Origin of the sequence: Haloarcula salina (assembly GCF_010119195.1) — an archaeon.
GTDB classification, from domain to species: domain Archaea; phylum Halobacteriota; class Halobacteria; order Halobacteriales; family Haloarculaceae; genus Haloarcula; species Haloarcula salina.
The window spans coordinates 160,546-183,435 of the sequence record NZ_WRXL01000006.1 but is presented as its reverse complement, the minus strand read 5'-3'; the positions used below and the strand labels follow the sequence as shown (position 1 = coordinate 183,435).

Sequence of the window (22,890 nt, the reverse complement as noted above, 5' to 3'; positions counted from 1 at the left end):
CCGGACGCCGTCGGGCGGCACTACTCCTCGGCCGCCTCGTCTTCCGCGCCGTCGTCGGCGTCGTCGTCCGGGTCCTCGACCACTTCGATGCCGCGGTTGTTGACCGCGGAGGGGTCAAGGCCGACCTCCTGCAGGAAGTTTTTGTACTCCCGTTCGCACTGCTCGGCGTCCTTCTGGCGGTCGCTGGCGCGGTCACACAGCGCGATGAGGTCCTCTGGTACGTCGTTGGTGTAGACGATCCAGTGGTTGATGAGGTCCGACAGCCGCCGGATGGGCGAGGTGAAGTGGCCGTAGATCTCGAAGTTCAGCGCGTGGTGGCCGCCGAAGGGGTCGTTCATGTACTTCGCGCGCGGCATCACTTTCATCACGGCCCACTGGATCTTGTCGAGCTGGCGGCCGGGGGCCTGTTCGAGCGTGGCGTTGACGGCCTTGCGCGGGTCGTCCCAGGCGTCGCCGGGGATGGAGACGCCGTCGAGTTCCTGGATCTCGACCAGCGCCTCGTCCCACTCGTCGGGGCTGGGCTGGGGGTGGACGCGGTACATCGCCTCGACGCCGCGCGACCACATCAGCTCGTGCGTGACGGCCTTGTTGGCCTTGAGCATGCACTCCTCGATGATGGTGTGGGCGCGGTCCCGCGCGGGGTTGAGGACGAGCGACCCCTCCTCCTTGCGCTGCTCGTGCATCCGGTCGGCCAGCTCCCAGACCTGCTCGGTCTTCTCCGCGAGGTCGACGCTCTGGTCTTCGAGCAGGTCCGCGGCGCTGTCGGGGTCGTCGAGCAGGCGCTCGGCCTCGGTGTAGGTCAGCCGGGCGTCAGAGCGGATGACGGACTTGTAGATGTCGATCTCGTCGTAGCCGAGGTTCTCCTTGTCGAGGTGCATCTCGACGGTGTGGGCCAGTCGGTCCTCGTTCGGGACCAGCGAGCACACGGTCTCGGCGAGGACTGGCGGCAGCATGTGGACGGTGTAGGCCGGGAGGTACACCGTGTTCCCGCGCTCGACGGCCTGGTCCCACATCGCCGTGTCGGGGTTGACGTAGTGCGTCACGTCGGCGATGTGAACCCAGAGGACGTACTCCTCTTCGCGCTCCTCGACGGAGATGGCGTCGTCGAAGTCCTGGGCGTCGATCGGGTCGGTCGTCCAGGTCGTCATCTCCCGGAGGTCCTCGCGCTCGTCGACCTCCTCTTCGATCTCGGCCTGGACGTCTTCCGTGCGCTCTCGCGCTTCTTCGAGGACCTCCGGCGGGAATTCGTCCGGGATGCCGAACTTCTCGAACAGCTCCTCGCGCTTGTTCTCTAAGTGCCGGGCCAGCTCCTCGTCGATCTGGACGGGGCCTTGCCCCTCGGCGGTCCCGGCCGCCGCCTGCGCGTCCTCGGTAGTCATGTAGCCGGGTACGAACAGGGTGTAGTTAGGACTGTCGGGGTCACTCCACCGAACTGTCGCCCTCGGAGAGCTCCCGGAACCGACGGAGGAACGTCTCGCGATCGGCCTCGCCGGCCCCGGCCGCGTCGAGCGTGGTCTCGAGTCCCTCGCGGGGCTGGCGACACAAATCCGCGAAACAGGGTTTGCAGAGGTGCTCGAACTCCTTGTCCCGCCGGTCCCACCGGTCGCCGTGCTTGTCGTACTCGCGGGCGTCCGACCGGGCGACCGAGTCACCGCAGGCGATGCAGGTGACCGAGCGCTCCCGGGCGTTCCGGGACCCGAACATACCCGCTGGTAACGCCTGACAGTGTATAGAGTTTTTCGCAGAGGCAACAGTTCGGCTGCGCTGCTCCAGCCAGCCGGGTATGCCGCTCCCGCCAGCGCGCTCTGATCGCCCCCGCATCGGGCCACACGTTTATTCACCGGCCGCCACTAGAGGGGGTATCGGCTACTCGGAGCCGGGGACACCGAATGAAGCCACCAGAGACACTCGCGCGCTCGACACTGGATACGTTGCCGATAAACATCGCTGTCCTCGACGCGGACGGGACCATCGTGTTCACGAACCGCGCCTGGCGGGAGTTCTCGGGCGACGCCGACGGCGAGATGGAGGGCACGAACTACTTCGCGACCACCGACGTCGACGCCGACGAGTACGCCGGCAAGGCGGTCGCGGGCATCGAGTCGGTCATCGACGGCGAGGAGGACCTGTTCACGATGGAGTACCCGTGTCACTCCCCCGATGAAAAGCAGTGGTTCCTGATGCGGGTCGCGCCGCTGTCCGACAGCGAGTCCGGGAGCGCGGTCGTCGCGCACATCGACATCACGCAACGGAAGCTCGCCGAACTCGCGGCCGAGCGCCGCAGCGAGGAGCTTCGCGCCGAGCGCCGGAACCTCGAGCACCTCGTCGACCGCGTCGACGGCCTCCTCAGGGCCGTGCTGGGCGACGTGCTGACGGCGGACTCCCGCGAGTCGATCCAGCAGACCGTCTGCGACCGACTGGCGGCGACCGAGGGCTACCGGTTCGCCTGGGTGGCCGACATCGACCTCCGCGACGAGAGCCTCGTCCCGGTAGCGCTCTCGGCCGACCGCGACGACCCGCCGTCGATCCCGCTCGACGCCGACGATCCCGTCGCGGCGGCCGCCCGGACCGAGGAACTCCAGGTGGCCGCCGTCGACCTCGACGGGCGCCACGAGCGGTTCGCCGGGGCCGACGTGAGTTCGGTCGCCGCCGTGCCGCTGGTCTCCGGGGACTCGCTGTACGGCGTGCTCACCGTCTACGCCGACGGCGATGATGCGTTCGACCCTCGCGAGCAGGTGGTCCTCCGGACCATCGGCCGGGCGGCGGCGGCGGCCATCGACGCCCGCGAGACCAGTCGGCTGCTGACCGCCGACAACGTCACCGAACTGCAGTTGCGCATCACCGACCCCGAGGTGTTCTACATCGCGGTCGCGAGCGAACTCGGCTGTTCCATGGAGTACGGCGGGAGCGTCCCCGACGGCGAGGCGACGGTGATGTTCTTCCTCGTCGAGACGGACGACCCCTCCGCCGTCTGCGCCGTGGCCGCCGACCACCCGCAGGTCTCGGGCGTCTCGCACGTCTCGACGGCCGACGGGACCGCCCTGTTCGAGTTCGCGGTGGACGACCCGCCGGTCGTCTCGACCGTCGCCGACCGCGGCGCGCAGACGAAGCGAATCGTCGTCGAACCGGGCGCGGCGACGGTGACGGTCACGCTCCCGGCGACGACGGAGACCCGGGCCGTGGTCGAACAGGTCCGGGACCGCTACCCCGAGACGGAACTGCTCTCGGTCCAGGAGCTCGACGAGCCGCCGGTCTCCCGGCAGGCGTTCATCGCGACCGTCGAGGAGCGACTGACCGACCGACAGCTCACGGCGCTTCGGAAGGGATTCCTCGGCGGCTTCTTCGACTGGCCGCGGGACGTGTCCGGGGAGGAACTGGCCGAGTCGATGGACATCTGCCCGTCGACGTTCCACCAGCACCTCCGGGCGGGCGAGCGGAAACTCCTGGAGGAGGTGTTCGAAAACTGGTGAGCGTGCCCAGTCGACCGCTGACCGGTGGGGAGACGCCGACGCGCGCCGAGTCCGGTCGCCGTCCCCGAAGCAATTTGGTAGTCTGCTTATCCCCACGACCGCCGTATTTCACGGTAGTGACGAAGTACCCGTGTCCCGCTCTCGACCGCCGTTTCGGCGGGGCACAGACCCCCGTGAGCGCACCGCCACGTCCGACAGCACCCACTCGGTCCCCGACTCGGACAGCGCCGTCGACGCACCGCGCATCGAGAGACCGCTCGACCGCTTTCAATGCACTCTGACAACATCCAGACCAGCAAATCGATTCAGCAGGAGACCGGACGGACGTTCCACCTCGCGACCCGCCTGCTCCCGGAACGGATCCGCCACCCGACGTACGTCATGTACGCCTTCTTCCGGGTGGCCGACGAGGTCGTCGACCGGACGGACGGGCCGCCGCCGACGGTTCAACACGAGCAACTGGAAGTGATCCGCGAGGCCGCGCTCGGGAACGTCGACCCCGCCGACACCGACCACGAGGCCGTCATGGCGGCGTTCCAGGACCTCGCTGAGCGCCACGACATCTCCGAGGACACCATCAACGTCTTCATCGACGCGATGGAGATGGACATCGCGCAGGCCCGCTACGAGACCTTCGAGGACCTCAGGGGGTACATGGCCGGGTCGGCCGTCGCCGTCGGGTCGATGATGACCGAGGTGATGGACCCGCCCCAGAAGGAGGCGGCCCTGCCCCACGCGGAGGCGCTGGCCGAGGCGTTCCAACTCTCGAACTTCCTGCGCGACGTGCGCGAGGACATCCACGACTACGGCCGGGTGTACCTCCCGCAGGAGACGCTCTCCCAGCACGGCGTCACCGAGGCGCAACTGGCCGACGCCGAGCTGGACGAGGGGTTCCGCGCGGTGATGCAGGAGGAACTGGCCCGCACGGAAGAGCTGTACCGCGAGGGCGTCGCCGGCATCCGATACCTCCCGGAGGACTGCCAGTTCGGCGTCCTGCTCGCGGCGGTCCTGTACGCCGAACACCACCGGCTCATCCGCGACCGCGGCTACGACGTGCTGACCGAGACGCCGGAGCTCAGCCGTCGACGCCGCCTCTGGCTGCTCGCCCGAACCTGGTGGCACTGGCGGCGCAACGGTGACCCGGAGGCGACGTTCTACACGGTGAGCGCCGTCTCCGAGCGCGGGCCCGGCGAGCGACCGACTGAAGTCCACGGCCACGGCCAGCCGACGTGGCGCGGATGACACGGTCCGCGAGCAGGACAGCGCTCCGCCCCGTCTCGCGACGATGACGCCGCCGCTCTCGTATCTCCAGTTTCACGCCCTGTTCGTCGCGCCGGTACTCGCGGCGCTGGCGCTGACGGCGACCTACCGCCTCGGCAGCCGACGGGCCGTCCTCTCGGGGACTGCGCTCCTGACCGGACTGGCCGTCATCTATACGATCCCGTGGGACGGCGCGCTCATCCGCCGCGGCGTCTGGTGGTACGGCGAGGGGACGGTGCTGGCTCGGTACTGGTCGATTCCGCTCGGCGAGTACCTCTTCTTCGTCTTCCAGACCGTCGGCGTCGGGCTGTGGACCGCCCGGTTTCGCGTGGACACCGACCGGCCGCTCGCCACGCCGCTTCCGACGCGGCTGGTCGGCCTCGCCGCAGCCGGCGCGGTCGCGGCGGTCGGTCTCGCGCTCCTGCGGGCCGACGCCGGGCTCTATCTCGGGTCGCTCCTGGCCTGGAGCGCGCCGATACTCGCCCTCCAGTGGGGCTTCGGCTGGCACTTCCTCGCCGGCGAGCGGCGGACCGTGGCGGCGGCGACGCTCGTCCCCACGGCGTACCTCTGTGGCATCGATAGCATCGCGCTCGAACTGGGAATCTGGACGCTCTCGGGGCAGTACACGACCGGATACGCCGTCCCGCTGATCGGCCTGCCGGTCGAGGAAGCGGTGTTCTTCTTCTGCACGTCGCTGTTCGTCGTCCAGGGCGTCGTCCTGTACGTCTGGCTCCTCGACAGATGGCACTGACCACCGACGCGACGGCCGCCGCCCGCGCGACGCTCGCCCGGGTCGCACTCGCGCCCGGATGGGCCGCGAGCGCCGCGCTCGTCGTCCCGTTCCTCGCGGGCGTTTCGGTCCCGCCGACGCTGCAGTACGTCCCGCTGGTCGCCAGCGTCGTCGTGCTGGGCCTCCCCCACGGCGCGGTCGACCACTTCGCCGTCGCGCGCACGCGCGACGAGCGTCCGGACCTGCGAGCCGTCGGTCGCGTGGTCGCGCTCTACGCCGTCGTCGGCGGGGCCTACGCGGTCGTCTGGTTCCTCGCGCCCGCCGCGTCGCTCGCCCTGTTCATCGCAGTGACGTGGTTCCACTGGGGGCAGGGCGACCTGTACGCGCTCGTCGCGCTGGCGGACGCCGACCACCTCCGGTCGCTCCCCCAGCGGGCCGGGACCGTGCTCGTCCGCGGCGGCCTGCCGATGCTGGTCCCGCTGCTCGCGTTCCCCGCGTGGTACCGCCGCGTCGCCACCGATCTGGTGTCGCTGTTCGCCGCCGACGCCGCCGCCCTCGCGTGGGCGTTCCGGCCGGACGCCCGGGCCGCTCTCGCCGTCGCCTACGGCGCGCTCGTCGCGGCGACGCTCGCGCTCGGGTACGTCCGCGCCGAGTCTCGTCGTCCGTGGGCGCTCGACGCCGCCGAGACGCTGGGCCTGCTCGCGTACTTCGCCGTCGTCCCGCCGGTTCTGGCCGTCGGCGTCTACTTCTGCCTGTGGCACTCGCTGCGCCACGTCGCCCGCCTCCTGCTCGTCGACGACGCGGCCGCCGCTGCCCTCGGTGACCGCGACCTCTCGAGAGCGTTCGCCCGCTTCGCCCGCGACGCGCTCCCCCTGACCGTCGCCTCGCTCGCGCTGCTCGGCGGCCTGTTCGTCCTCGTTCCAGACCCCCCCTCGACCGTCCCCGGCTGGGTCGCGCTGTACCTGGTGTTCATCGCCGTCGTCACGCTCCCGCACGTCGTTGTCGTGACGGTGATGGATCGGGAGCAGGGCGTCTGGGCGTAGTCCGACCGGACCGCACAGGAGCAGAGCGTCGTCGACACTGGCCGGCCAGTCGTTTCGACGGACGTGACGACAAACAATGCGTCAGCGGTTCCGACTCGATCCGCGCTGGCGACCGATCAGAGTCCGCCCGGCGGGAACAGTCGCCTCGCGGTGGACTGGTCGCCGGAGACGCCGGTCGCGTCGGATCCCGTGGACCGCTGGACCTTCTTGCCCAGCCATTTCCGTACGTCTTCGAACAGTAGTCTGAATTGTGGCTTTCTCATTACACGGTATTTTAACGCCCAAACGTATAAACTTTTTATACACAATAGTTCATTCGTCCATTAAAATTGGCTGGATTTAGGCGCTGAAGACGACAGCATCTGGCGACTCCTCACTACTGAGCGTGTCGCGACTGGACGCGTCGAGAGAGAAGAAACGGCCGCGTCGGCGTTACTTGCCCTTGCCGCCGTTACTGCGCAGCGACGGGCGGGTCTTCTCTGCGCCCTTGCCCTTCGTGCCGAGGCCGCGGTTGCGGCGGCCGGCACCGGTCAGACCGCGGAAGGCGCGGTCGGCCTGATTGTCGGCGCAGATCCAGTTGAGGTCGTCGTCGTTCTGGATCGCGGGGTGCTCCGGGTCGATGAGGATGATCTCGTGCCACTTCTGGCGACCGTCCTGGCCGACGGAGTAGCTGTTGAGGACGCGGAGGTTCGGGAAGGTCCGGGAGGCGCGCTCCTCGGCGACGCGCTGGATGTCCTTCCGGCGGGTGATGCGCGTGACGCCCTGGCGCTTGGAGCGCCGACCGGCCTTGTGCCGGCGTTTGCGCGCGCCGCCCTTGCGGACGGAGACGCGAGCGACGACGACGCCCTGTTTCGCCTTGTAGCCCTGCGAACGGGCCTTGTCGAGGCGCGTCGGGCGCTCGATGCGCTCGACCGCGCCCTCGTCGCGCCATTCCTGCTGGCGCTGCCACTGCAGTTCTGCGAGCTGTCCGTCGCCCGGGTTCTTCCAGGCCTCTCGAATGTAGGAGTATGCACTTCGTGCCATGTGTGTTCACCACGGGCGTTGCGTGGTTCAAGTCGCGTCCGGCGACTCACATCCCGACCTGCACACGCAGGTGCCCGCTGGTGCCCGTCGTCCAGCGAGTTACTCCGTCGTTCGCCGCTGGGACTCTTAAGCGGTTCGGACCGTGGATGCGGGTGTGACGCGCTCACGCGGACGACCGCGTCGGAATCCGGGGCCGGTTCGCTCGCTCGCCCGAATCGGTCGCTCTCGGAAAACGCCCTCGATACCGCGGATATCTCTCTTTCGACCTACCGGTTGACAAATTGGTTATAGAATCGCCCTCAATTCCGATCCTGTCTCGACTTGACCTCTATACAATTCCGTATTCTTATTTCTATTTCCAAAAATCTCGAAAATAGGCCTATTATTTAGATACTAGTGTTTAACTAGACTACAATAGCGAAGTATCTGTGTAAAAATCGCAGATGTGTCTGGTGACCCCATTCGGAGTCTTTACTCCGGCACGATTGGAGATTCTTCTTCGATTGACGGCTGTCCACGCGACAGTATCGGGCTCGCCGTTCCCGGGAAATAACAGTCGTACGGGCGTTAGCGGTAGAGTGCGCACCCGCGTCGTCCGGTAACAGTGGTACGTTCGTTAGCCACGTCAGTCCGCGGTGAGGTCGACCTGGACGGACTTCGTGGTGCTGAGCACCTGCCCGGTGATGTCCTCTTCGAGGTACCGGCCGTTCAGTCGGTCGACGGGGCCACAGACGCCCAGTGCGGCGATCCGACTCCCGTCGATTTCGGGGAGCGGCGCGGCCACGCCCACGACGCCCTCATACTGTTCTCCTCTGCAGAACGCGATGCCGTCGTCCCGGATCCGCCGGAGTTCCCGGACGAGTTCGTCGGGATCCGTCGTCGTCGCGTCGGTCGGCGCGATCAGGTCGGTGCGCTCCAGAATCGCGTCGATGCGGTCGGCCGACAGCGACGACAGTATCGACTTCCCGGGCGCGTTCACGTGCAACGGGAGTCGCTCGCCCTCGACGAAGGGGGGCGACCAGCCGTCGTCGGCCTCGGCCACGTACACCGGGACGCCGGCGTCTTCTTCCAGGACGAACAGCGTCGTCGTCTCCCCGGTCGCCGCCGCGAGGTTGTCCAGTTTCCGCTTCGCCGCGTCGTGGACGTCGATGCCCGCCCGCGTCCGTTCGCCCAGGGTCAGCGTTCGGAGCGACGCGTCGTACTGCTCACCTCGCTTGATCACGTAGCCGGCCGCCCGGAGCGTCGAGAGGTGATTGTGGGCGACGCTCTTCGAGACGCCGACGTGGTCGGCCAGCGCCGTCACGCCTACCGTGCCCTCGGCGTCGACCAGCGTTTCGAGGACGGCGAGCGACGTCTCCGTCGCCTCGACCGCGTATCGTGGTTCGTCGGTCATTGCCAATCGGGTACACGCTCCGGGGTGAAAAATATGTTCTTTAGAGCAGAACGATTCGGGTATGTAATGATTCTTAACCCTCGCTATCTATCATGGTTTATCGAGTATGTGTGATCGCTCCGGCGAATACGAGCCGAAATTTATCCGTTCTGCTCTGAAGAACGGCTCGTGTCGAGACGGGAACTGGGCTTCGGGACAGAGCAGCCGGCAGGAAAAACGAACGGTTCAGGCCGACCAGACGGTCGCGGGGTCGGCGCCGTCGTGGACGATCCCGTCGAGGGCGTCGATCACGGCGGCGGGGTCCTCGGTCTGCCAGACGCTTCGACCCATCACGAGACCGCGTGCGTCGGCCGCCATCGCGCCCGCCACGTCGTCGAGCATCGCGCGGACCGACCCGGACGCCGGGCCGCCGAGGATCATCACCGGGACCGGCGCGTTCGCGACGATGGGTTCGAACGACTCGCGGTCGCCGGTGTAGGGGGCCTTCAGCACGTCCGCACCCAGTTCCCAGCCGATCCGGCAGGCGTTGGCCACGTACTGCGTATCCGTCTCGAAGCGGTCCGGGACCTCCTTGCCCCACAGCACGGTCTCGACGACGTGGGGGACGCCGGTCCCGCGCAGGGACTCGGTGATCTCCGTGACGTACTCGACGTTGCGCTCGAACGCGCGGCGGTCCTGCCGGCCGAAGGCCAGCACCGACTTGACGCCCACGGGGTCACAGGCGAGCAGTCGATCCGCGTCGAAGGCGTTCGCCTGGACCCACGGCCCCACGTCTTCGCCCGGTTGGCTCGACGGCGACACGAAGTCGGCGGTCACCAGCACGTCCGTCGACGAGGCCGCGAACGCGTCGGCGAACCGCTCGGCGAAGTACGGCCCGACGAGCACGCCGTCGGGTTCGCCCGCGAGCACCGCGTCGAGCGTCGCCCGCGGGTCCTCGAAGCCGTCCATCGCGCCCATACCGATGCCGTGGTCCAGCGCGACGACGACCGCGTTCCCGGAGTCGGTGTCGAGCAGGTCGAACTCGCTCATTCGCCCTCGCCCGGCACGACGACCTTCTTCAGCCCCTCGGCGTTGCCCATGCGCTCGAACGCCGTCGGCAGGTCCTCCAGTCCGATGCGCTCGGTGACGAGCGCGTCGGCGTCGACGCGGCCGTATCGGAGCAGGGTCACCGCGCGCTCGAAGTCCTCGGTCGTCAGCGAGAACGACCCGCGGTAGCCGACCTCGTCGAAGAACACGTCGAACGGGCTGATCTCCATCGTCGCCTCCTGGTCGGGGACGCCGAAGACGAGCGTCGACCCGCCCGGCGCGGTCACCGCGTTGGCCTGTTCGATGGTCGGCACGAGGCCGATGGCCTCCGCGCCCACGTCGACGGGGCCGCCCGCGGCCGCCGGAATCGCGGCTTCCGGGTCGTCCTCGTTGGGGTCGACGACGGCGTCTGCGCCGAGTTCCGCGGCCAGCTCGCGCCGCTCGTCGTCCAGTTCGGAGACGACGATGGGCGCGGCCCCGGCGTTGCGGAACGCCTGGAGCAGGAGGAGACCGATCGGGCCGGCTCCGATGATGGCCACGCTGTCGCCCGGTTTCACGTCCACCTCTTCGACGCCGTGGACGCAGCAGGCGAGCGGTTCGGCCAGCGCCGCGTGCTCGAAGGACATCTCGCCGATGTCCTCGACGTTGATGGCCGGCACGCGGACGTACTCCGCGAACGCGCCGTCGAGGATGGTCTCGCCGGCCCCGCCGATGCTCGTGTTGTTCTCACAGAGGTGGGTCTCGCCGCGCTTGCAGTACGAGCAGGCGTTGCACGGGACCGTTGGGTTGATCGCGACGCGGTCGCCGACCTCGAAGCCCGCCACGTCGTCGCCCACTTCGGCGACGGTGCCGGCGCTCTCGTGGCCGAGCACCAGCGGCGTCTCGACGGCGAACGTGCCGTGGTACATGTGGTAGTCGGTCATGCAGACGCCGCAGGCGCCCACCTGTACCAGCACCTCGTCCGCGGCCGGCTCGGGCCGCTCGCGCTCCTCGACCGCGATCTCGCCCACGTCGGTCAGCGCGCTCGCGCGCATCATCGGCCCTCCCGTCGCTCGACGGCGGTCACTGTCACTGTACTCCGGTCGTATGGTGTGCTAACTCGGATCATGTATCGGTCACGCCGCGCCGACCGCCGGCCGCGTCCGGACGGTGCGCTCGGCGTCTGTCCGTGGTTGCGGTATATTCGCACCGCGTATTAAAATCTTGCCACGCCCCTCGGAAAACCGACGCGTGACGGAGTCTCGACGGCGTTTCGACGCGTCGGCCAGCCGCGGTCGGAACGAGAAACGGCCGGAGTCACGACACGTAATATACGTTACAAATGATTAGCTTTATTATTGATGGGTAATTCGATAGTGACGAGGTCAACAGACATGCCCAGCAAGCGCAACAGACGGCACTTTCTGAAAGCAACGGGAGTCGGACTGCTCGGCGGTCTCGCGGGATGTACGCGAGGCGGCGATAGCTCCGGGAGCGGCGGGAGCGACGGCGGTTCCGGGAGCGGCGACGGAAGCGACGGCGGGAGCGGGACGTCGTCGGAGGGGAGCGGCGACGACCTGGCCATCCCGCTCAGCGAGTACGAGGACGCCGACATCGAGTGGCGGCAGTTCGAGGGCTCACAGATCAACATCGGCGCGGTCCAGCACCCCTGGGTATCCGCGATCAAGCCCGCGGTACCGGTGTTCGAAGAACTGACCGGTATCGACGTGGTCTGGAACATCCTGCCCGAACAGCAGTTCCGGACCAAGCGCCAGACCGACGTGAGCACGGGGGCCGGGCAGTTCGACGTGTTCTACATGGACCAGGTCGTCAACCAGTTCCGCGAGGAGGGCTGGCTCCAGCCGCTCGACCCCTACTTCGAGGACAGCAGCCTCTACGACGAGGCGTGGTACAAGCCCGACGACCTCTTCGAGTCCTCGAAGTGGCAGGCCCACGGGGGCGGCTACAGCGACACGTGGACCGGACTGCCCATCACCGTCGAGGTCCAGACCCAGTTCTACCGCACCGACCTCTACGAGAAGCACGATCTGGAGGTCGCCGAGACCCTCGAAGAGTTCCGCCAGAACGCCCAGACCATCCACGAGAACGAGTCCGACGTCGTCGGCACGGTCGGCCGGGGTCAGAAGGGCTACGGGATGAACATCTACATCCTGAACACGTTCCTGCGCGAGTTCGGTTCCTCGCTGTGGACCGAGTTCCCGACCGACTCCGGGCTCGACACCGACGGCGTCATCAACGCGGCGGAGTGGTACGTCGGCCTGCTCCAGGACTACGGTCCGGAGGGCGCGTCGACCCAGACCTGGTCCGACGTGCTCTCGACGATGCAGGAGGGCCGCGCCGGCCACATCGTCTCCGACGCGAACCTGTTCTGGCCCGGCCTCACCGGCTCCGACTCCTCGGTCGCCGACACCATCGGCATCGCGAAGGTGCCCAAGCCGGCCGACGGCCAGTTCTCCCCGAACGCGTTCAACTGGCAGATCTCCACCTCGAAGAACGCCCGGAACTCCGAGCAGGCGTTCCTGTTCATGCTGTGGGCCACCTCCCAGCCGACCAACACCTGGATGCACGTAGACAACGGGGCCGCGTTCTCCGTGCGCCAGTCGGTCTGGGAGAACGACGAGTTCCGCTCGCGCGTCGGCGAGAACTTCGCGGAGGTCACGCTCGAATCACTGCAGGAGGCCGCGCCGGACCCGTTCGACCGCAAGTACCCGCAGTGGGGGCAGCGCTACTCCGAGGAACTCCAGCGCGCCATCGCCGGCCAGAAATCTGCTGAGGAGGCGATGACGCAGGCGGCGTCCATCGCAGAAGACATCTACAGCTAATCGCGTACCACTATATCACTCCAGCCACAACACCCCCTGTCACACATGAGTACACCAACGCAAACGGAATCGACCTCGCAGCCGACCTCGGCCAGGCTCCGGGAGCTCTGGAACGACTACCTCCCGTACTGGTTCATGGGACCGATGGTGCTGGTGATGATCATGATCACCTTCTTCCCCGGTGCCTACGACCTGTACCTCGCGCTGATCGAGGAGCCGACGCTGAACGTCTTCGCGGCCGAGTTCGCCGGCCTCGACAACTTCGAGACGGCCTTTACCCGCGGCGGCGCGCTGCACTCGTTCGTCGTCACCATCACCGTCGTCGTCAGCGCGCTGCTCCTGGAGAGCGTCCTCGGGTTCGCGCTCGCGGCGTTCGTCGCCGGCGTCGAGTCCTCGCGTGCCAAGTCGTTCTACCGGGTGCTGTTCATCCTCCCGATGGCAGTCGCGCCGGTGTCGATGGCGACCATCGGGCGGATCATGCTCAACAGCGAGATCGGGATCATCCCGTACGTCATCAACGCGGCGACGCCGTTTGCCGCGCCCGCGTTCCTCTCGGACATCCCGCTGCTGACGGTGATCCTGCTCGACACGTGGAACTGGACGCCGTTCATGTTCATCATCTTCTACGCCGGCCTCTCGTCGGTGCCCGACACGCTGCTCGAAGCCGCGCGGGTCGACGGCGCGCCGCTGTGGCGGCGGTACGTCCACGTCATCATTCCGTACATGAAGCCGGTGGTGTTCGTCGCCACCCTCATCCGGCTGATCGACCTGTTCCGGACCTTCGGCGTGGTGTACGGGCTGACCCAGGGCGGTCCCGGGACGGCCACCCAGCTGGTGAGCATCAACATCTACGAGCAGATGTTCATCAACAACCAAATCACGGTCGCCGCGGCCATCGCCATCGTCTACCTCGTGCTGGTGGTCGCGCTGTGTAACGTCATCATCGCGAAGGTCGGCTTCGAGGGGGTGTGGGACTGATGGCGACGGACACCGTTCCGGGCTCGTCTCAGCGCCTCGATAAGGACACCCGCGAGACGCTCGTGAAAGTCGTCCGCCACGCCGTCTTGCTGACGTGGTCGCTCGTCGTCATCTTCCCGTTCTACTGGCTGGCGTCGATGTCGCTGAAGCCGCCGGGCGAGGCCAACGCGCTGCCGCCGGACTGGATCTTCCTGCCGACGGTGTACAACTACATCCAGCTCGTCCAGCAGTCGGAGTTCGTGACGGCCTTCGCCAACAGTCTCCTGATGGTGTCGGCGTCGGTCGTCCTCGTCCTGCTGATCGGCGTGCCCGCGGCGTACGTCCTCTCGCGATACGACATCCCGATGGAGCGGGACGTGCTGGTGTGGATCCTCTCCTCGCGGATGCTCCCGCCCATCGCCGTCGTGCTCCCCTTCTTCATCATCTTCCGGGAGCTGAACCTCTTCGACACGCGGATCGGGATGGTGCTGATGTACGTCAGCATCAACCTCTCGCTGGTCGTGTGGGTGATGAAGGCGTTCTTCGACGGCATTCCCGAGACGCTCGAAGAGGCCGCCCGCGTCGACGGGGCGACCCGGTTCCAGGGCTTTCGCAAGGTCGTCCTGCCGGCGGCGAAACCCGGCATCTTCTCGGTCGCCATCATCAGCTTCATCTTCGCGTGGATCGAACTGCTGTTCGGGCTCGTGCTGACGAGCTTCAAGGCGGTGCCGGTGACGCTGTTCGTCTACTCGTTCATCGGCTCGCGCTCCATCGAGTGGGGCATGCTGGCGGCCGCTTCGATGGCGATGATCCTCCCCGTCGTCGTCTTCCTGATCGCGGTGAACAAGTACCTCGCTGCCGGACTCAGCTTCGGCGTGGTGATCAAAGAATGAGCACGACATCGACTCGACGACGCGTATCGCTCGCGAATCACTCCCCTGCGGCGGGGACAGCTTCAATCAGCCGCGCTACGGAGGGTCGCTAATGGCAGGTATCACAATAGACGACGTCACGAAGGAGTTCGGAGAGGGCGAGGAGTCCATCGTCGCGGTCGACGACGTATCGCTGGACATCACCGACGGCGAGTTCGTCGTCTTCGTCGGCCCGTCGGGGTCGGGGAAATCGACGCTCATGCGCATCGTCGCCGGACTGGAGACCCAGACCGCCGGCGACGTGCACATCGGCGACACGCTCGTCAATCAGCTCGGACCGCGCGCACGGGACATCGCGATGGTGTTCCAGAACTACGCGCTGTACCCGAACATGACCGTCGAAGAGAACATGTCCTTCGGACTGAAGATGTCGACGGAGATGTCCGACGACGAGATCGAGCAGAAGGTCCGCTCGGCGGCGGAGATGATGGACATCGACATGCTGCTGGACAACACGCCCGGCGAACTCTCGGGCGGCCAGCAACAGCGCGTCGCGCTCGGCCGCGCCATCGTCCGGGATCCCAACGTGTTCCTGATGGACGAGCCGCTGTCGAACCTCGACGCGAAACTCCGCACGGAGATGCGCACCGAGATCAACCGCCTCCAGAGCGAACTCGGCGTGACCACGCTGTACGTCACCCACGACCAGACCGAGGCGATGACGATGGGCGACCGGCTCGTCGTGCTCAACCACGGCGACCTCCAGCAAGTCGGGACGCCGCTGGAGTGCTTCTACCGGCCGGCCAACCGCTTCGTCGCCGGGTTCCTCGGCTCGCCGTCGATGAACTTCTTCGACGGCACGGTCGAGGGCGGAACCCTGCGGGCCGACGGCTTCGACTACGACCTGACCGAGCGGATGCAGTCCGCGGTCGGGAACCGGAACGCCCTCGCGCTCGGCGCGCGCCCCGAGGACATCAGGCTCCACGACCGGGCGAACTCGAACCACGAGTTCGAGGCCGTCGTCGACGTGGTCGAGCCGATGGGGAGCATCTCCTACGTCTATCTGCGCGCGAAGGCCCAGGAGCGCGAGGAGACGTTCGTCGTCGAAACCGACGGCCAGCGCCCGATCACCGAGGGCGAGCACGTCTACGTCGAAATCCCCGACGAAGACGTGCACCTGTTCGACGCCGAGACCGGCGAGACCATCCACCAGCGCCAGCTGGACGAGCAGGCCGAGGTCGCCCTCGAAGAGCGGCTCCACGCCGTCAACAGCGAGTAACCCACCGCGTCTCCCGCGCCCGTCGCGCGGTCGCGTTTGGCCGGTTCCGGGTCTGTCAGTCGGTCTCCCGCCGCCGTTCTCGAGCCGTGTGTGCGGAACGCTAATCGCGTTGTATTGCCCCAGTGAGTGCTTAGGCGGCCGTTTTCGCCCGCTCCCGGCCCGCCCCATCGAAGCAAATTTATAGCACGCTAGTGACAGTCATCGTGTGTCCGAAACAGAGCTATCCCACTACGACACGCGCAGCGCCATCTGCGAGTACGGCCGCAGCCTGCTCGACGACGACCTGACGACGGGGACCGGCGGGAACCTGAGCGCGCGACTCGACGAGGAGCACGTCGCGATCAGTCCCTCCGGCGTCCCGTACGAGGACATCACGCCCGCGGACGTGCCCGTGGTCCGCACCGACGGCACGGTCGTCGAGGGCGACGTCGAGCCGTCGACCGAGCTACCGATGCACCTCGCAGTGTACGAGAACCGGCCCGACGTGGGCGGCGTCGTCCACACGCACTCGCCGTACGCGACGACGTTCGCGTCGCTCGGCGAGGCAATCCCGGCCTCGCACTACCTCCTCTCCTTTACCGGCTCGGAGGTCCCGGTCGCCGAGTACGAGACCCACGCGACCCAGGAACTCGGCGAGGCCGCGGTCGACGCCCTCGGCGGCGAGTACAACGCGACGCTGCTCCGGAACCACGGCGTCCTCACCGCCGACGAGGACCTCGACAGCGCCTACACGGTCGCGCTGATGGTGGAGTACTGCGCGCGCATCCACTACCAGGCCCGCGCCATCGGCGAGCCGGAGATCCTCCCGGACGACGAGATCGACCGTCTGAGCGAGAAGCTCGACAGCTATGGCCAGTGAGCGGCCCGCGCGAGTGACACTATGAACCACGTCGCCATCGACATCGGCGCGAGCGGCGGCACCGTCTACCGAGGCGAGGTGACGGCCGACGACTTCGCCGTCGAGGAGGTCCACCGCTTCGACAACCGCCCGGTCGAGCGGGACGGACGCTACGTCTGGGACCTCGACGCGCTCCGGGAAGGGATGGTCGCCGGCATCGAGGCGGCCGACGACGGGGCCGCCCTCGACACGGTCGGCGTCGACACGTGGGGACTCGACTTCGGCCTCCTGTCCGACGGCGAGGTGCTCCGGGACCCCATCTCGTACCGCGACCCCGACTCGACGGCGACGCGCGAGGCGGTGTTCGACGCCGTCGGGAAGCGCCGCCTGTTCGAGATGTCGGGCATCACGAACTGGAACACGCCGAACACGCTCTGGCAGCTCCACACCCTCGCCAGCGAGGAGCCCGAAGTGCTGGAGCGGGCCGACGCCCTGCTGATGATGCCCCAGTTGCTCTCGCACCTGCTCGGGGCGCGGGCGGCCGGGGAAGTGACCATCGCCTCGTCGACGCAGATGGTCGACCCCGAGCGCCGGGCGTGGGCGACGGACCTCCTCGACGACCTCGACCTGCCGACGGACCTGCTCCCGGACCTCGCCGAACCGGGGCAGTATCTCGGCCCGGTCGCCGACGACGTGGCCGCGTCGCTGTCGTCGACGCCCGAAATCGTCACGCCGGCGAGCCACGACACCGCGTCGGCGGTCGCCGGCCTCCCGCTCGACGCCGACAGCGCCTTTCTCAACACCGGGTCGTGGTTCATCCTCGGCGTCGAGCGCGACGACCCAGTCCTCTCGGACGCCGCCTTCGAACAGGCGTTCTCCAACGAACTGGGTGCCGAGGAGACCGTCCGGTTCCTGCGGAACATCAACGGCTTCTTCCTGTTCGAGGAGTGCCGCGAGGCCTGGCGCGAGGCCGGCGAGCCGGTGGACTACGGGACGCTGCTCTCGGCCGCGCGCGAGGCCGAGCCGCGGGCCGCGCTCGTCGACACCGACGCCGAGGACTTCGGCATCGACGAGCCGATGCCCGACCAGATCCGGGCGTACTGCCGGCGCACCGACCAGCCGGTCCCCGAGGACCGTGGCGCGGTCGTCCGCTGCCTGCTCGACAGCCTCGCCGCGAAGGTCGCGCTCGCCCTCGACGGCCTCTCGGCGGTCGTCGACGAGCCGCCGGAGAACATCGTCCTCGGCGGCGGCGGCGTCCGGAACGAACTGTTCTGTCAACTGCTCGCCGACGCGACCGGTCGGCCGGTCTCGACCGGGCCGGTGGAGGCGACGGCCGTCGGCAACGTGCTCACGCAGGCCGTCGCCGCGGGGACGCTCCCCGACCTGGCGGCGGGCCGGCGGCTGGTCGAATCGGCCTTCGAGACGACGACCTACGAGCCGCGCGCGACCGCCGAGTGGCGGCGGGCAAAAGAGCGACTGTCCGCGCTGTCGGAGTGACGTTCCGGGGCGACCGTCTCACCGCGAGGTGTAACCGCCGTCCATCACGACGGTCGACCCGGTCATGTACGAGGACGCGTCGGACGCGAGGTAGACGACGAGTTCCTTCAGTTCCTCCGGGCGGCCGAGCCGCCCCATCGGCGTGTTCTCCAGCCACGTCTCCTCCATTTCGGGGTTCTCCGCCAGCACCTCGTCGACGAGGTCGGTCCGCATGTAGCCCGGCGCGATGGCGTTGACCCGGACGCCGCGGTCGCCCCACTCCACGGCGAGCGACTGGGTCAGCATCCTGACGCCCGCCTTCGTCGTGTTGTAACTGGCCTGTTTCTGCGGGACGTTCACGTCGAAGCCCGACATCGAGGAGATGTTGACTATTCGGCCCTCGCCGCGCTCTAACATCTGCTGGCCGACGTGCTTGGCACAGAGGAAGACCCCGTCTAAGTTGACCGAGACCACGCGCCGCCAGGACTCGACATCCGTCTCCTCGGCCGCCGAGTTCTCGACGATGCCCGCGTTGTTGACGAGCACGTCGACGGGGCCGAGGCGGTCGGTCACCGCGTCGACCATCCCCTCGACCGAGGACTCGTCGGTCACGTCGACTTCCGTCGCGATGACCTCCGTCTCGCCGTCGAGTTCCTCGGCCGCCCGCTCTGCCTTCTCGAGGTTCACGTCGGCGATGGCCACGTCCGCCCCAACCTCCGTGAGGGCGGTCGCCATCTGCTTGCCGAGGCCCTGTGCCGCTCCGGTGACGATAGCCGTCTCTCCGTCGAGGGAGAAACTCTCCAGTACACTCATGCGTACGTTCGGTTCTGGGGTGGCCTCGGTGTTAAATCTACGCCTCGGCGGGTCGTGTTCCGTGTAGCGAATACGGGCTCGAACAGCCAGAAATTCCGTTCCGAGACACCGCCCCCTTCGACGCCCCGTCATTACAAGTGCGCGCTCCCAGATACACCTAGCCATGAAAATCGTCGACTTCGAACTGTTCGCCGTGCCCCCGCGGTGGCTGCTCCTGAAACTGGAGACCGACGAGGGGGTCGTCGGGTGGGGCGAGCCCATCATCCAGGGGCGACTGGAGACCGTCCGGGCGGCCGTCACCGAGCTCGTCGAGGGGTACCTGCTCGGGTCGGACCCGCTCCGGACGGAGTACCACTGGCGGAAGCTCTATCAGAGCGGCTACTTCCGGGGCGGCCCGGCGCTCATGAGCGCGCTCGCGGGCATCGACCACGCGCTCTGGGACATCAAGGGCAGACACTACGGCGCGCCGGTCCACGAACTGCTCGGGGGCCACGTCCGCGACCGACTGCTCGTCTACCAGTGGCTCGGCGGCGAGAACCCCGAGGACATCGCCGCCTCCGCGAGACAGGACTACGACCGCGGCTACCGGGCGTTCAAGCTCAATTTCGTCCGGGAGTTTCGCCCCATCGAGACGACCGCGGCCGTCGACCGCGCCGTCGAGCGGGTGGCGGCGGTCCGCGACGCCGTGGACGACGACGCCTTCGTCGGGGTCGACTTCCACGGCCGCGTCTCGAAGCCGATGGCCGCCGAACTCGTCCGGCGGCTCGAACCGCTGGACCTGATGTTCGTCGACCAGCCGCTGCTCCCGGAGCACGCCGACTCCTTTGCGGGCATCGCCGACCGGACGACCGTCCCCATCGCCACCGGCGAGCGCTTTTACTCCCGCTACGATTTCAAGCGGCTGTTCACCGACGAAGCGGTGTCGGTCATCCAGCCCGACGTGACCCACGTCGGCGGCATCAGTGAGATGCGCAAGGTCGTCTCGATGGCCGAGGCCTTCGACGTGGCCGTCGTCCCGCACTGCCCGCTGGGACCCGTGGCGTTCGCCGCGAGCCTGCAGGTGGGCTTTTGCTCGCAGAACGTCGTCATGCAGGAACAGGACCTCGACCTGCACGACCCGGGGTCGAGCCAGCGGCTCAAACTGCTCGAAGACCCGGCGACGTTCACCTTCGACGACGGCTACGTCGAGCGGCCGACCGGGTCCGGGCTGGGCATCGAAGTCGACGAGGAGTACGTCCGCGAGCAGGCCCAGGCGCAGGTCAACTGGTACAACCCCGTCTGGCACCACGAGGACGGGAGCGTCGCCGAGTGGTGAGCGGCCGGCCGCGACGAGCGCGGCCCCTTCTCCCGTATATTTTTGGTGGTCCGACGCGTGGTCTCGGGTATGCGAACCGCTGTGTTAGTCGAACCGACCGAGTTCGAACTGGAGGATCGTCCCAGACCGACGCCCGGGCCCGACGACGTGCTCGTCGCGGTCCGTGACGTGGGCATCTGCGGCTCGGACGTGCACTACTACGAACACGGACGTATCGGCGACTACGTCGTCGAGGACCCGCTCGTTCTCGGCCACGAGAGCGCCGGCGAGGTGGTCGCGATCGGCGAGAACGTCACCGGTCTCGCGCCCGGCGACCGCGTCGCGCTCGAACCCGGCGTCCCCTGTCGTCGCTGTGCCCACTGCAAGCGCGGCGACTACCACCTCTGTGAAGACGTTCGGTTCATGGCGACGCCGCCCCACGACGGCGCGTTCACCGAGTACGTCTCTTGGCCGGCCGACTTCGCCTATCGCCTGCCCGACTCGGTCTCGACCGCCGAGGGGGCGCTCTGCGAACCGCTCTCGGTCGGCATCCACGCCTGCCGTCGGGGGAACGTCGGCACGGGCGACACCGTCCTCGTCACCGGCGCGGGCCCCATCGGCCTGATGGTCCTCGAAGCCGCCCGCGCGGCCGGCGCGACGGACGTGATCGTCACCGACGTGGTCGCGGAGAAACTCGACTTCGCCGCCGAACGCGGCGCTGACCTGACTGTCGACGTCACCGAGACCGACCTCGAAGCGGCCGTCGGGGAGTACACCGACGGCGTCGGCGCGGACGTGGTCGTCGAGGCCTCCGGCGCGGAGCCGTCGATCCGATCGACAATCGACGCGGTCCGCCGGGGCGGCACCGTCGTGCTGGTCGGCCTCGCCAGCGAGGCCGAGGTCCCGTTCGACGTGCTGGAGGTCATCGACAACGAGATCGACGTGCACGGCTCGTTCCGGTACAAGAACACCTACGACGCGGCCGTCGACCTGCTCGCCGACGACGAGGTGGACGTCGAGGGGATCGTCGACTTCGAGTCGTCGCTCGAAGACATCGACGACGCCTTCCGGCGGGCGATGGAACCGACCGTCGTCAAGGGGATGATCTCGCTCGATGACTGAGCGCCGTATATTCACTGAAATCTGACTATTTGGAAAAAAGATAATTTATTTGTTAGTAAATCGCTCTGTGACGGAACTTCGACACATATTGGCCGTATCTATGGGAATATGTGCCTCAAATCCCGGACGACGAATTTCTGTTGAACGTTTCATCGATCCGACTGCAACTAGCAAAGCAACGATATGGTGTCTGAAACGCGCTTTCACACACGTGGGAACTACCCGGTCTCGAATATATATTCGAAATTCAGATATTATAAATATATGATGTGTGTTTAATTCACCTCTCTCTCTCGCCGTGCGCTATCACTCGTCTCTCACGGACTATCGTCGGTATTCCGGCCCCGTGGGAACGTCACCGGCCCGTTTTACTTGGGGGACACTTCCCTCCGGATATGCCACGAGTGGTCGCGAGCGACGATCCGATGATCGACACCGAGAGACTGCGGGCGGCGCTCGACGCCGAGGTCGTCGCCGCGGAGACGGACGGCGAAGCCGACCTCCGGGCGGCGGCCGCGGGCGCGCAGGGCCTCGTCGTCGACGTGAACACGCCGGTCACGGCCGCGGTCCTCGACGCGCTCGACGACCTCCAAATCGTCGCCAGGGCGGGCGTCGGCGTCGACAACGTCGACGTGCGGGCGGCGGCGGACAACGGGGTCGTCGTCACGAACGTCCCCGACTACTGCACCGACGAGGTGGCGACCCACACGGTGACGCTGCTGCTCGACTGCGTCCGCGCCGTCGCCGCCTACGACCGCGACGTCCGCGACGGCGGGTGGGGCTGGGAGCGGACCCGAGCGGTCCGCCGCGTCAGGGGGCGAACCCTGGGCCTCGTCTCCTTCGGCCCGCTCGCCCGCCGGACGCGCGAACTGGTGCGCGGGTTCGACCTCGAGGTAATCGCATACGACCCGTACGTCGACGCCGACGAGATGGCCGCCGCGGACGTGGAGAAGGTCGCGCTGGACGACCTCTACGAGCGGGCCGACTACGTCTCCCTGCACGCGCCGCTGACCGACGACACCCGGGGCATGGTCGACGCCGACGCGCTCGCGGCGATGCGCGACCACGCCGTCCTCGTCAACACCGGACGCGGCGGCCTCGTCGACGAGGCGGCGCTCCGGGCGGCCCTGGCGGACGGGACCATCGCCGCCGCCGGCCTCGACGTGCTGACCGAGGAACCGCCGGCCGCCGACCACCCGTTGCTCGGCCTCGACAACTGCGTCGTCACTCCCCACGCCGCGTGGTACTCCGAGGAGGCCCGCGCGGACCTGAACGACGCCGTCGCGGCGAACGTCCGCGCCGCCCTCGCCGGCGAGACGCCGCCGGATCGCATCGACCCGGACACCGACTGGCTGTGAGCGTGCAGGTGCGCTGACACTCGTCGAATCCGCCATTGCGGCGAGGGATACCGTCGCACGGTCGCTCTCGGTTCGGTTCCGAGTCCGACCGTTGCTGTCCGACCGTTGTCGTAT

The 22,890-nt window shown here is 67.6% G+C and carries 21 protein-coding genes; 13 read left to right on the top strand and 8 right to left on the bottom strand.

Annotated features, from left to right (window positions below; genetic code table 11):
• Positions 1 to 20 precede the first annotated feature (20 nt).
• Together GM656_RS16015 and GM656_RS16010 are read right to left on the bottom strand one after the other, a co-directional pair.
• Entirely contained in the window at positions 21 to 1,379 is a 1,359-nt protein-coding gene (locus GM656_RS16015; RefSeq protein ID WP_162414685.1) for an RNB domain-containing ribonuclease, read from the bottom strand.
• A gap of 40 nt (positions 1,380 to 1,419) precedes the next feature.
• Positions 1,420 to 1,704, bottom strand: a complete 285-nt coding sequence (locus tag GM656_RS16010) for a DUF7562 family protein (RefSeq protein ID WP_162414684.1) — start codon at positions 1,702 to 1,704, stop codon at positions 1,420 to 1,422.
• 185 nt (positions 1,705 to 1,889) lie between these two features.
• Between GM656_RS16010 and GM656_RS16005 the strand changes: the two genes are divergently transcribed.
• The 4 genes from GM656_RS16005 (at position 1,890) to GM656_RS15990 (ending at position 6,503) form a co-directional block, all read left to right on the top strand.
• Positions 1,890 to 3,470, top strand: coding sequence for a bacterio-opsin activator domain-containing protein (locus GM656_RS16005; protein ID WP_162414683.1), 1,581 nt, complete (start codon positions 1,890 to 1,892; stop codon positions 3,468 to 3,470).
• Between the two features lie 270 nt (positions 3,471 to 3,740).
• A complete protein-coding gene (locus tag GM656_RS16000) occupies positions 3,741 to 4,712 on the top strand; it encodes a phytoene/squalene synthase family protein (protein WP_162414682.1) in 972 nt (323 codons plus the stop codon).
• A gap of 43 nt (positions 4,713 to 4,755) precedes the next feature.
• Entirely contained in the window at positions 4,756 to 5,481 is a 726-nt protein-coding gene (locus GM656_RS15995) for a lycopene cyclase domain-containing protein (RefSeq protein WP_162414681.1), read from the top strand.
• Positions 5,472 to 6,503, top strand: coding sequence for a Brp/Blh family beta-carotene 15,15'-dioxygenase (locus tag GM656_RS15990; protein WP_162414680.1), 1,032 nt, complete (start codon positions 5,472 to 5,474; stop codon positions 6,501 to 6,503). Before GM656_RS15995 ends, GM656_RS15990 begins: the two co-directional genes overlap by 10 nt.
• 116 nt (positions 6,504 to 6,619) lie before the next feature.
• On the opposite strand, the gene GM656_RS15985 is transcribed toward GM656_RS15990, so the two are convergent.
• The 5 genes from GM656_RS15985 to GM656_RS15965 all read right to left on the bottom strand — a co-directional run bounded on the left by GM656_RS15985 (position 6,620) and on the right by GM656_RS15965 (position 10,979).
• Positions 6,620 to 6,766 carry a hypothetical protein gene (locus GM656_RS15985; protein ID WP_162414679.1) on the bottom strand — a complete coding sequence of 49 codons (147 nt, stop codon included), beginning with the start codon at positions 6,764 to 6,766 and terminating at the stop codon, positions 6,620 to 6,622.
• 169 nt (positions 6,767 to 6,935) lie between these two features.
• Positions 6,936 to 7,526 carry a 50S ribosomal protein L15e gene (locus GM656_RS15980; RefSeq protein WP_162414678.1) on the bottom strand — a complete coding sequence of 197 codons (591 nt, stop codon included), beginning with the start codon at positions 7,524 to 7,526 and terminating at the stop codon, positions 6,936 to 6,938.
• 625 nt (positions 7,527 to 8,151) lie between these two features.
• The gene (locus GM656_RS15975) at positions 8,152 to 8,919 is read right to left on the bottom strand and encodes an IclR family transcriptional regulator (RefSeq protein ID WP_162414677.1); all 768 of its coding nucleotides are present in this window, start codon (positions 8,917 to 8,919) and stop codon (positions 8,152 to 8,154) included.
• Positions 8,920 to 9,144: 225 nt separating this feature from the next.
• Complete coding sequence (locus GM656_RS15970; protein WP_162414676.1) at positions 9,145 to 9,948, bottom strand: class I fructose-bisphosphate aldolase; 804 nt, start codon at positions 9,946 to 9,948, stop codon at positions 9,145 to 9,147.
• On the bottom strand, positions 9,945 to 10,979 hold the full coding sequence (locus tag GM656_RS15965) for an alcohol dehydrogenase catalytic domain-containing protein (RefSeq protein ID WP_162414772.1): 1,035 nt from the start codon (positions 10,977 to 10,979) through the stop codon (positions 9,945 to 9,947). Before GM656_RS15965 ends, GM656_RS15970 begins: the two co-directional genes overlap by 4 nt.
• 339 nt (positions 10,980 to 11,318) lie before the next feature.
• On the opposite strand from GM656_RS15965, the gene GM656_RS15960 reads away from it, so the two are divergent.
• From GM656_RS15960 to GM656_RS15935, 6 genes are all read left to right on the top strand, one after another.
• The gene (locus tag GM656_RS15960) at positions 11,319 to 12,767 is read left to right on the top strand and encodes an extracellular solute-binding protein (protein WP_162414675.1); all 1,449 of its coding nucleotides are present in this window, start codon (positions 11,319 to 11,321) and stop codon (positions 12,765 to 12,767) included.
• Between the two features lie 45 nt (positions 12,768 to 12,812).
• Positions 12,813 to 13,745: a carbohydrate ABC transporter permease gene (locus tag GM656_RS15955; protein ID WP_162414674.1), complete on the top strand. Its 933-nt coding sequence runs from the start codon at positions 12,813 to 12,815 to the stop codon at positions 13,743 to 13,745.
• On the top strand, positions 13,745 to 14,617 hold the full coding sequence (locus GM656_RS15950) for a carbohydrate ABC transporter permease (protein ID WP_162414673.1): 873 nt from the start codon (positions 13,745 to 13,747) through the stop codon (positions 14,615 to 14,617). The genes GM656_RS15955 and GM656_RS15950 overlap by 1 nt, the downstream gene beginning before the upstream one ends.
• 91 nt (positions 14,618 to 14,708) lie before the next feature.
• Positions 14,709 to 15,875, top strand: coding sequence for an ABC transporter ATP-binding protein (locus GM656_RS15945; RefSeq protein ID WP_162414672.1), 1,167 nt, complete (start codon positions 14,709 to 14,711; stop codon positions 15,873 to 15,875).
• A 205-nt stretch (positions 15,876 to 16,080) separates the two neighbouring features.
• Entirely contained in the window at positions 16,081 to 16,734 is a 654-nt protein-coding gene (locus GM656_RS15940; RefSeq protein ID WP_162414671.1) for a class II aldolase/adducin family protein, read from the top strand.
• 21 nt (positions 16,735 to 16,755) lie between these two features.
• The gene (locus tag GM656_RS15935) at positions 16,756 to 18,210 is read left to right on the top strand and encodes a rhamnulokinase (protein WP_162414670.1); all 1,455 of its coding nucleotides are present in this window, start codon (positions 16,756 to 16,758) and stop codon (positions 18,208 to 18,210) included.
• Between the two features lie 18 nt (positions 18,211 to 18,228).
• On the opposite strand, the gene GM656_RS15930 is transcribed toward GM656_RS15935, so the two are convergent.
• Entirely contained in the window at positions 18,229 to 19,002 is a 774-nt protein-coding gene (locus GM656_RS15930; protein WP_162414669.1) for an SDR family NAD(P)-dependent oxidoreductase, read from the bottom strand.
• A 163-nt stretch (positions 19,003 to 19,165) separates the two neighbouring features.
• On the opposite strand from GM656_RS15930, the gene dgoD reads away from it, so the two are divergent.
• From dgoD to GM656_RS15915, 3 genes are all read left to right on the top strand, one after another.
• Complete coding sequence (dgoD, locus tag GM656_RS15925; RefSeq protein WP_162414668.1) at positions 19,166 to 20,317, top strand: galactonate dehydratase; 1,152 nt, start codon at positions 19,166 to 19,168, stop codon at positions 20,315 to 20,317.
• A gap of 69 nt (positions 20,318 to 20,386) precedes the next feature.
• Positions 20,387 to 21,418 (top strand): NAD(P)-dependent alcohol dehydrogenase, encoded by a 1,032-nt coding sequence (locus tag GM656_RS15920; protein WP_162414667.1) that lies wholly within the window; start codon positions 20,387 to 20,389, stop codon positions 21,416 to 21,418.
• Positions 21,419 to 21,813: 395 nt separating this feature from the next.
• Entirely contained in the window at positions 21,814 to 22,776 is a 963-nt protein-coding gene (locus GM656_RS15915) for a C-terminal binding protein (protein WP_162414666.1), read from the top strand.
• Positions 22,777 to 22,890: the final 114 nt, after the last annotated feature.

Excerpts from the sequence above, each read along its gene's own strand:
- GM656_RS15995 (WP_162414681.1), top strand. The coding sequence starts at position 4,756 with ATGACGCCGCCGCTCTCGTATCTCCAGTTTCACGCCCTGTTCGTCGCG.
- GM656_RS15945 (WP_162414672.1), top strand. The coding sequence starts at position 14,709 with ATGGCAGGTATCACAATAGACGACGTCACGAAGGAGTTCGGAGAGGGC.
- GM656_RS15975 (WP_162414677.1), bottom strand. The coding sequence starts at position 8,919 with ATGACCGACGAACCACGATACGCGGTCGAGGCGACGGAGACGTCGCTC.
- GM656_RS15980 (WP_162414678.1), bottom strand. The coding sequence starts at position 7,526 with ATGGCACGAAGTGCATACTCCTACATTCGAGAGGCCTGGAAGAACCCG.
- GM656_RS15915 (WP_162414666.1), top strand. The coding sequence starts at position 21,814 with ATGCCACGAGTGGTCGCGAGCGACGATCCGATGATCGACACCGAGAGA.
- GM656_RS16010 (WP_162414684.1), bottom strand. The coding sequence starts at position 1,704 with ATGTTCGGGTCCCGGAACGCCCGGGAGCGCTCGGTCACCTGCATCGCC.
- GM656_RS16015 (WP_162414685.1), bottom strand. The coding sequence starts at position 1,379 with ATGACTACCGAGGACGCGCAGGCGGCGGCCGGGACCGCCGAGGGGCAA.
- GM656_RS15920 (WP_162414667.1), top strand. The coding sequence starts at position 20,387 with ATGCGAACCGCTGTGTTAGTCGAACCGACCGAGTTCGAACTGGAGGAT.
- GM656_RS15985 (WP_162414679.1), bottom strand. The coding sequence starts at position 6,766 with ATGAGAAAGCCACAATTCAGACTACTGTTCGAAGACGTACGGAAATGG.
- GM656_RS15950 (WP_162414673.1), top strand. The coding sequence starts at position 13,745 with ATGGCGACGGACACCGTTCCGGGCTCGTCTCAGCGCCTCGATAAGGAC.
- GM656_RS15935 (WP_162414670.1), top strand. The coding sequence starts at position 16,756 with ATGAACCACGTCGCCATCGACATCGGCGCGAGCGGCGGCACCGTCTAC.
- GM656_RS15970 (WP_162414676.1), bottom strand. The coding sequence starts at position 9,948 with ATGAGCGAGTTCGACCTGCTCGACACCGACTCCGGGAACGCGGTCGTC.
- GM656_RS15930 (WP_162414669.1), bottom strand. The coding sequence starts at position 19,002 with ATGAGTGTACTGGAGAGTTTCTCCCTCGACGGAGAGACGGCTATCGTC.
- GM656_RS16000 (WP_162414682.1), top strand. The coding sequence starts at position 3,741 with ATGCACTCTGACAACATCCAGACCAGCAAATCGATTCAGCAGGAGACC.
- GM656_RS16005 (WP_162414683.1), top strand. The coding sequence starts at position 1,890 with ATGAAGCCACCAGAGACACTCGCGCGCTCGACACTGGATACGTTGCCG.
- GM656_RS15965 (WP_162414772.1), bottom strand. The coding sequence starts at position 10,979 with ATGCGCGCGAGCGCGCTGACCGACGTGGGCGAGATCGCGGTCGAGGAG.
- GM656_RS15960 (WP_162414675.1), top strand. The coding sequence starts at position 11,319 with ATGCCCAGCAAGCGCAACAGACGGCACTTTCTGAAAGCAACGGGAGTC.
- dgoD (WP_162414668.1), top strand. The coding sequence starts at position 19,166 with ATGAAAATCGTCGACTTCGAACTGTTCGCCGTGCCCCCGCGGTGGCTG.
- GM656_RS15990 (WP_162414680.1), top strand. The coding sequence starts at position 5,472 with ATGGCACTGACCACCGACGCGACGGCCGCCGCCCGCGCGACGCTCGCC.
- GM656_RS15955 (WP_162414674.1), top strand. The coding sequence starts at position 12,813 with ATGAGTACACCAACGCAAACGGAATCGACCTCGCAGCCGACCTCGGCC.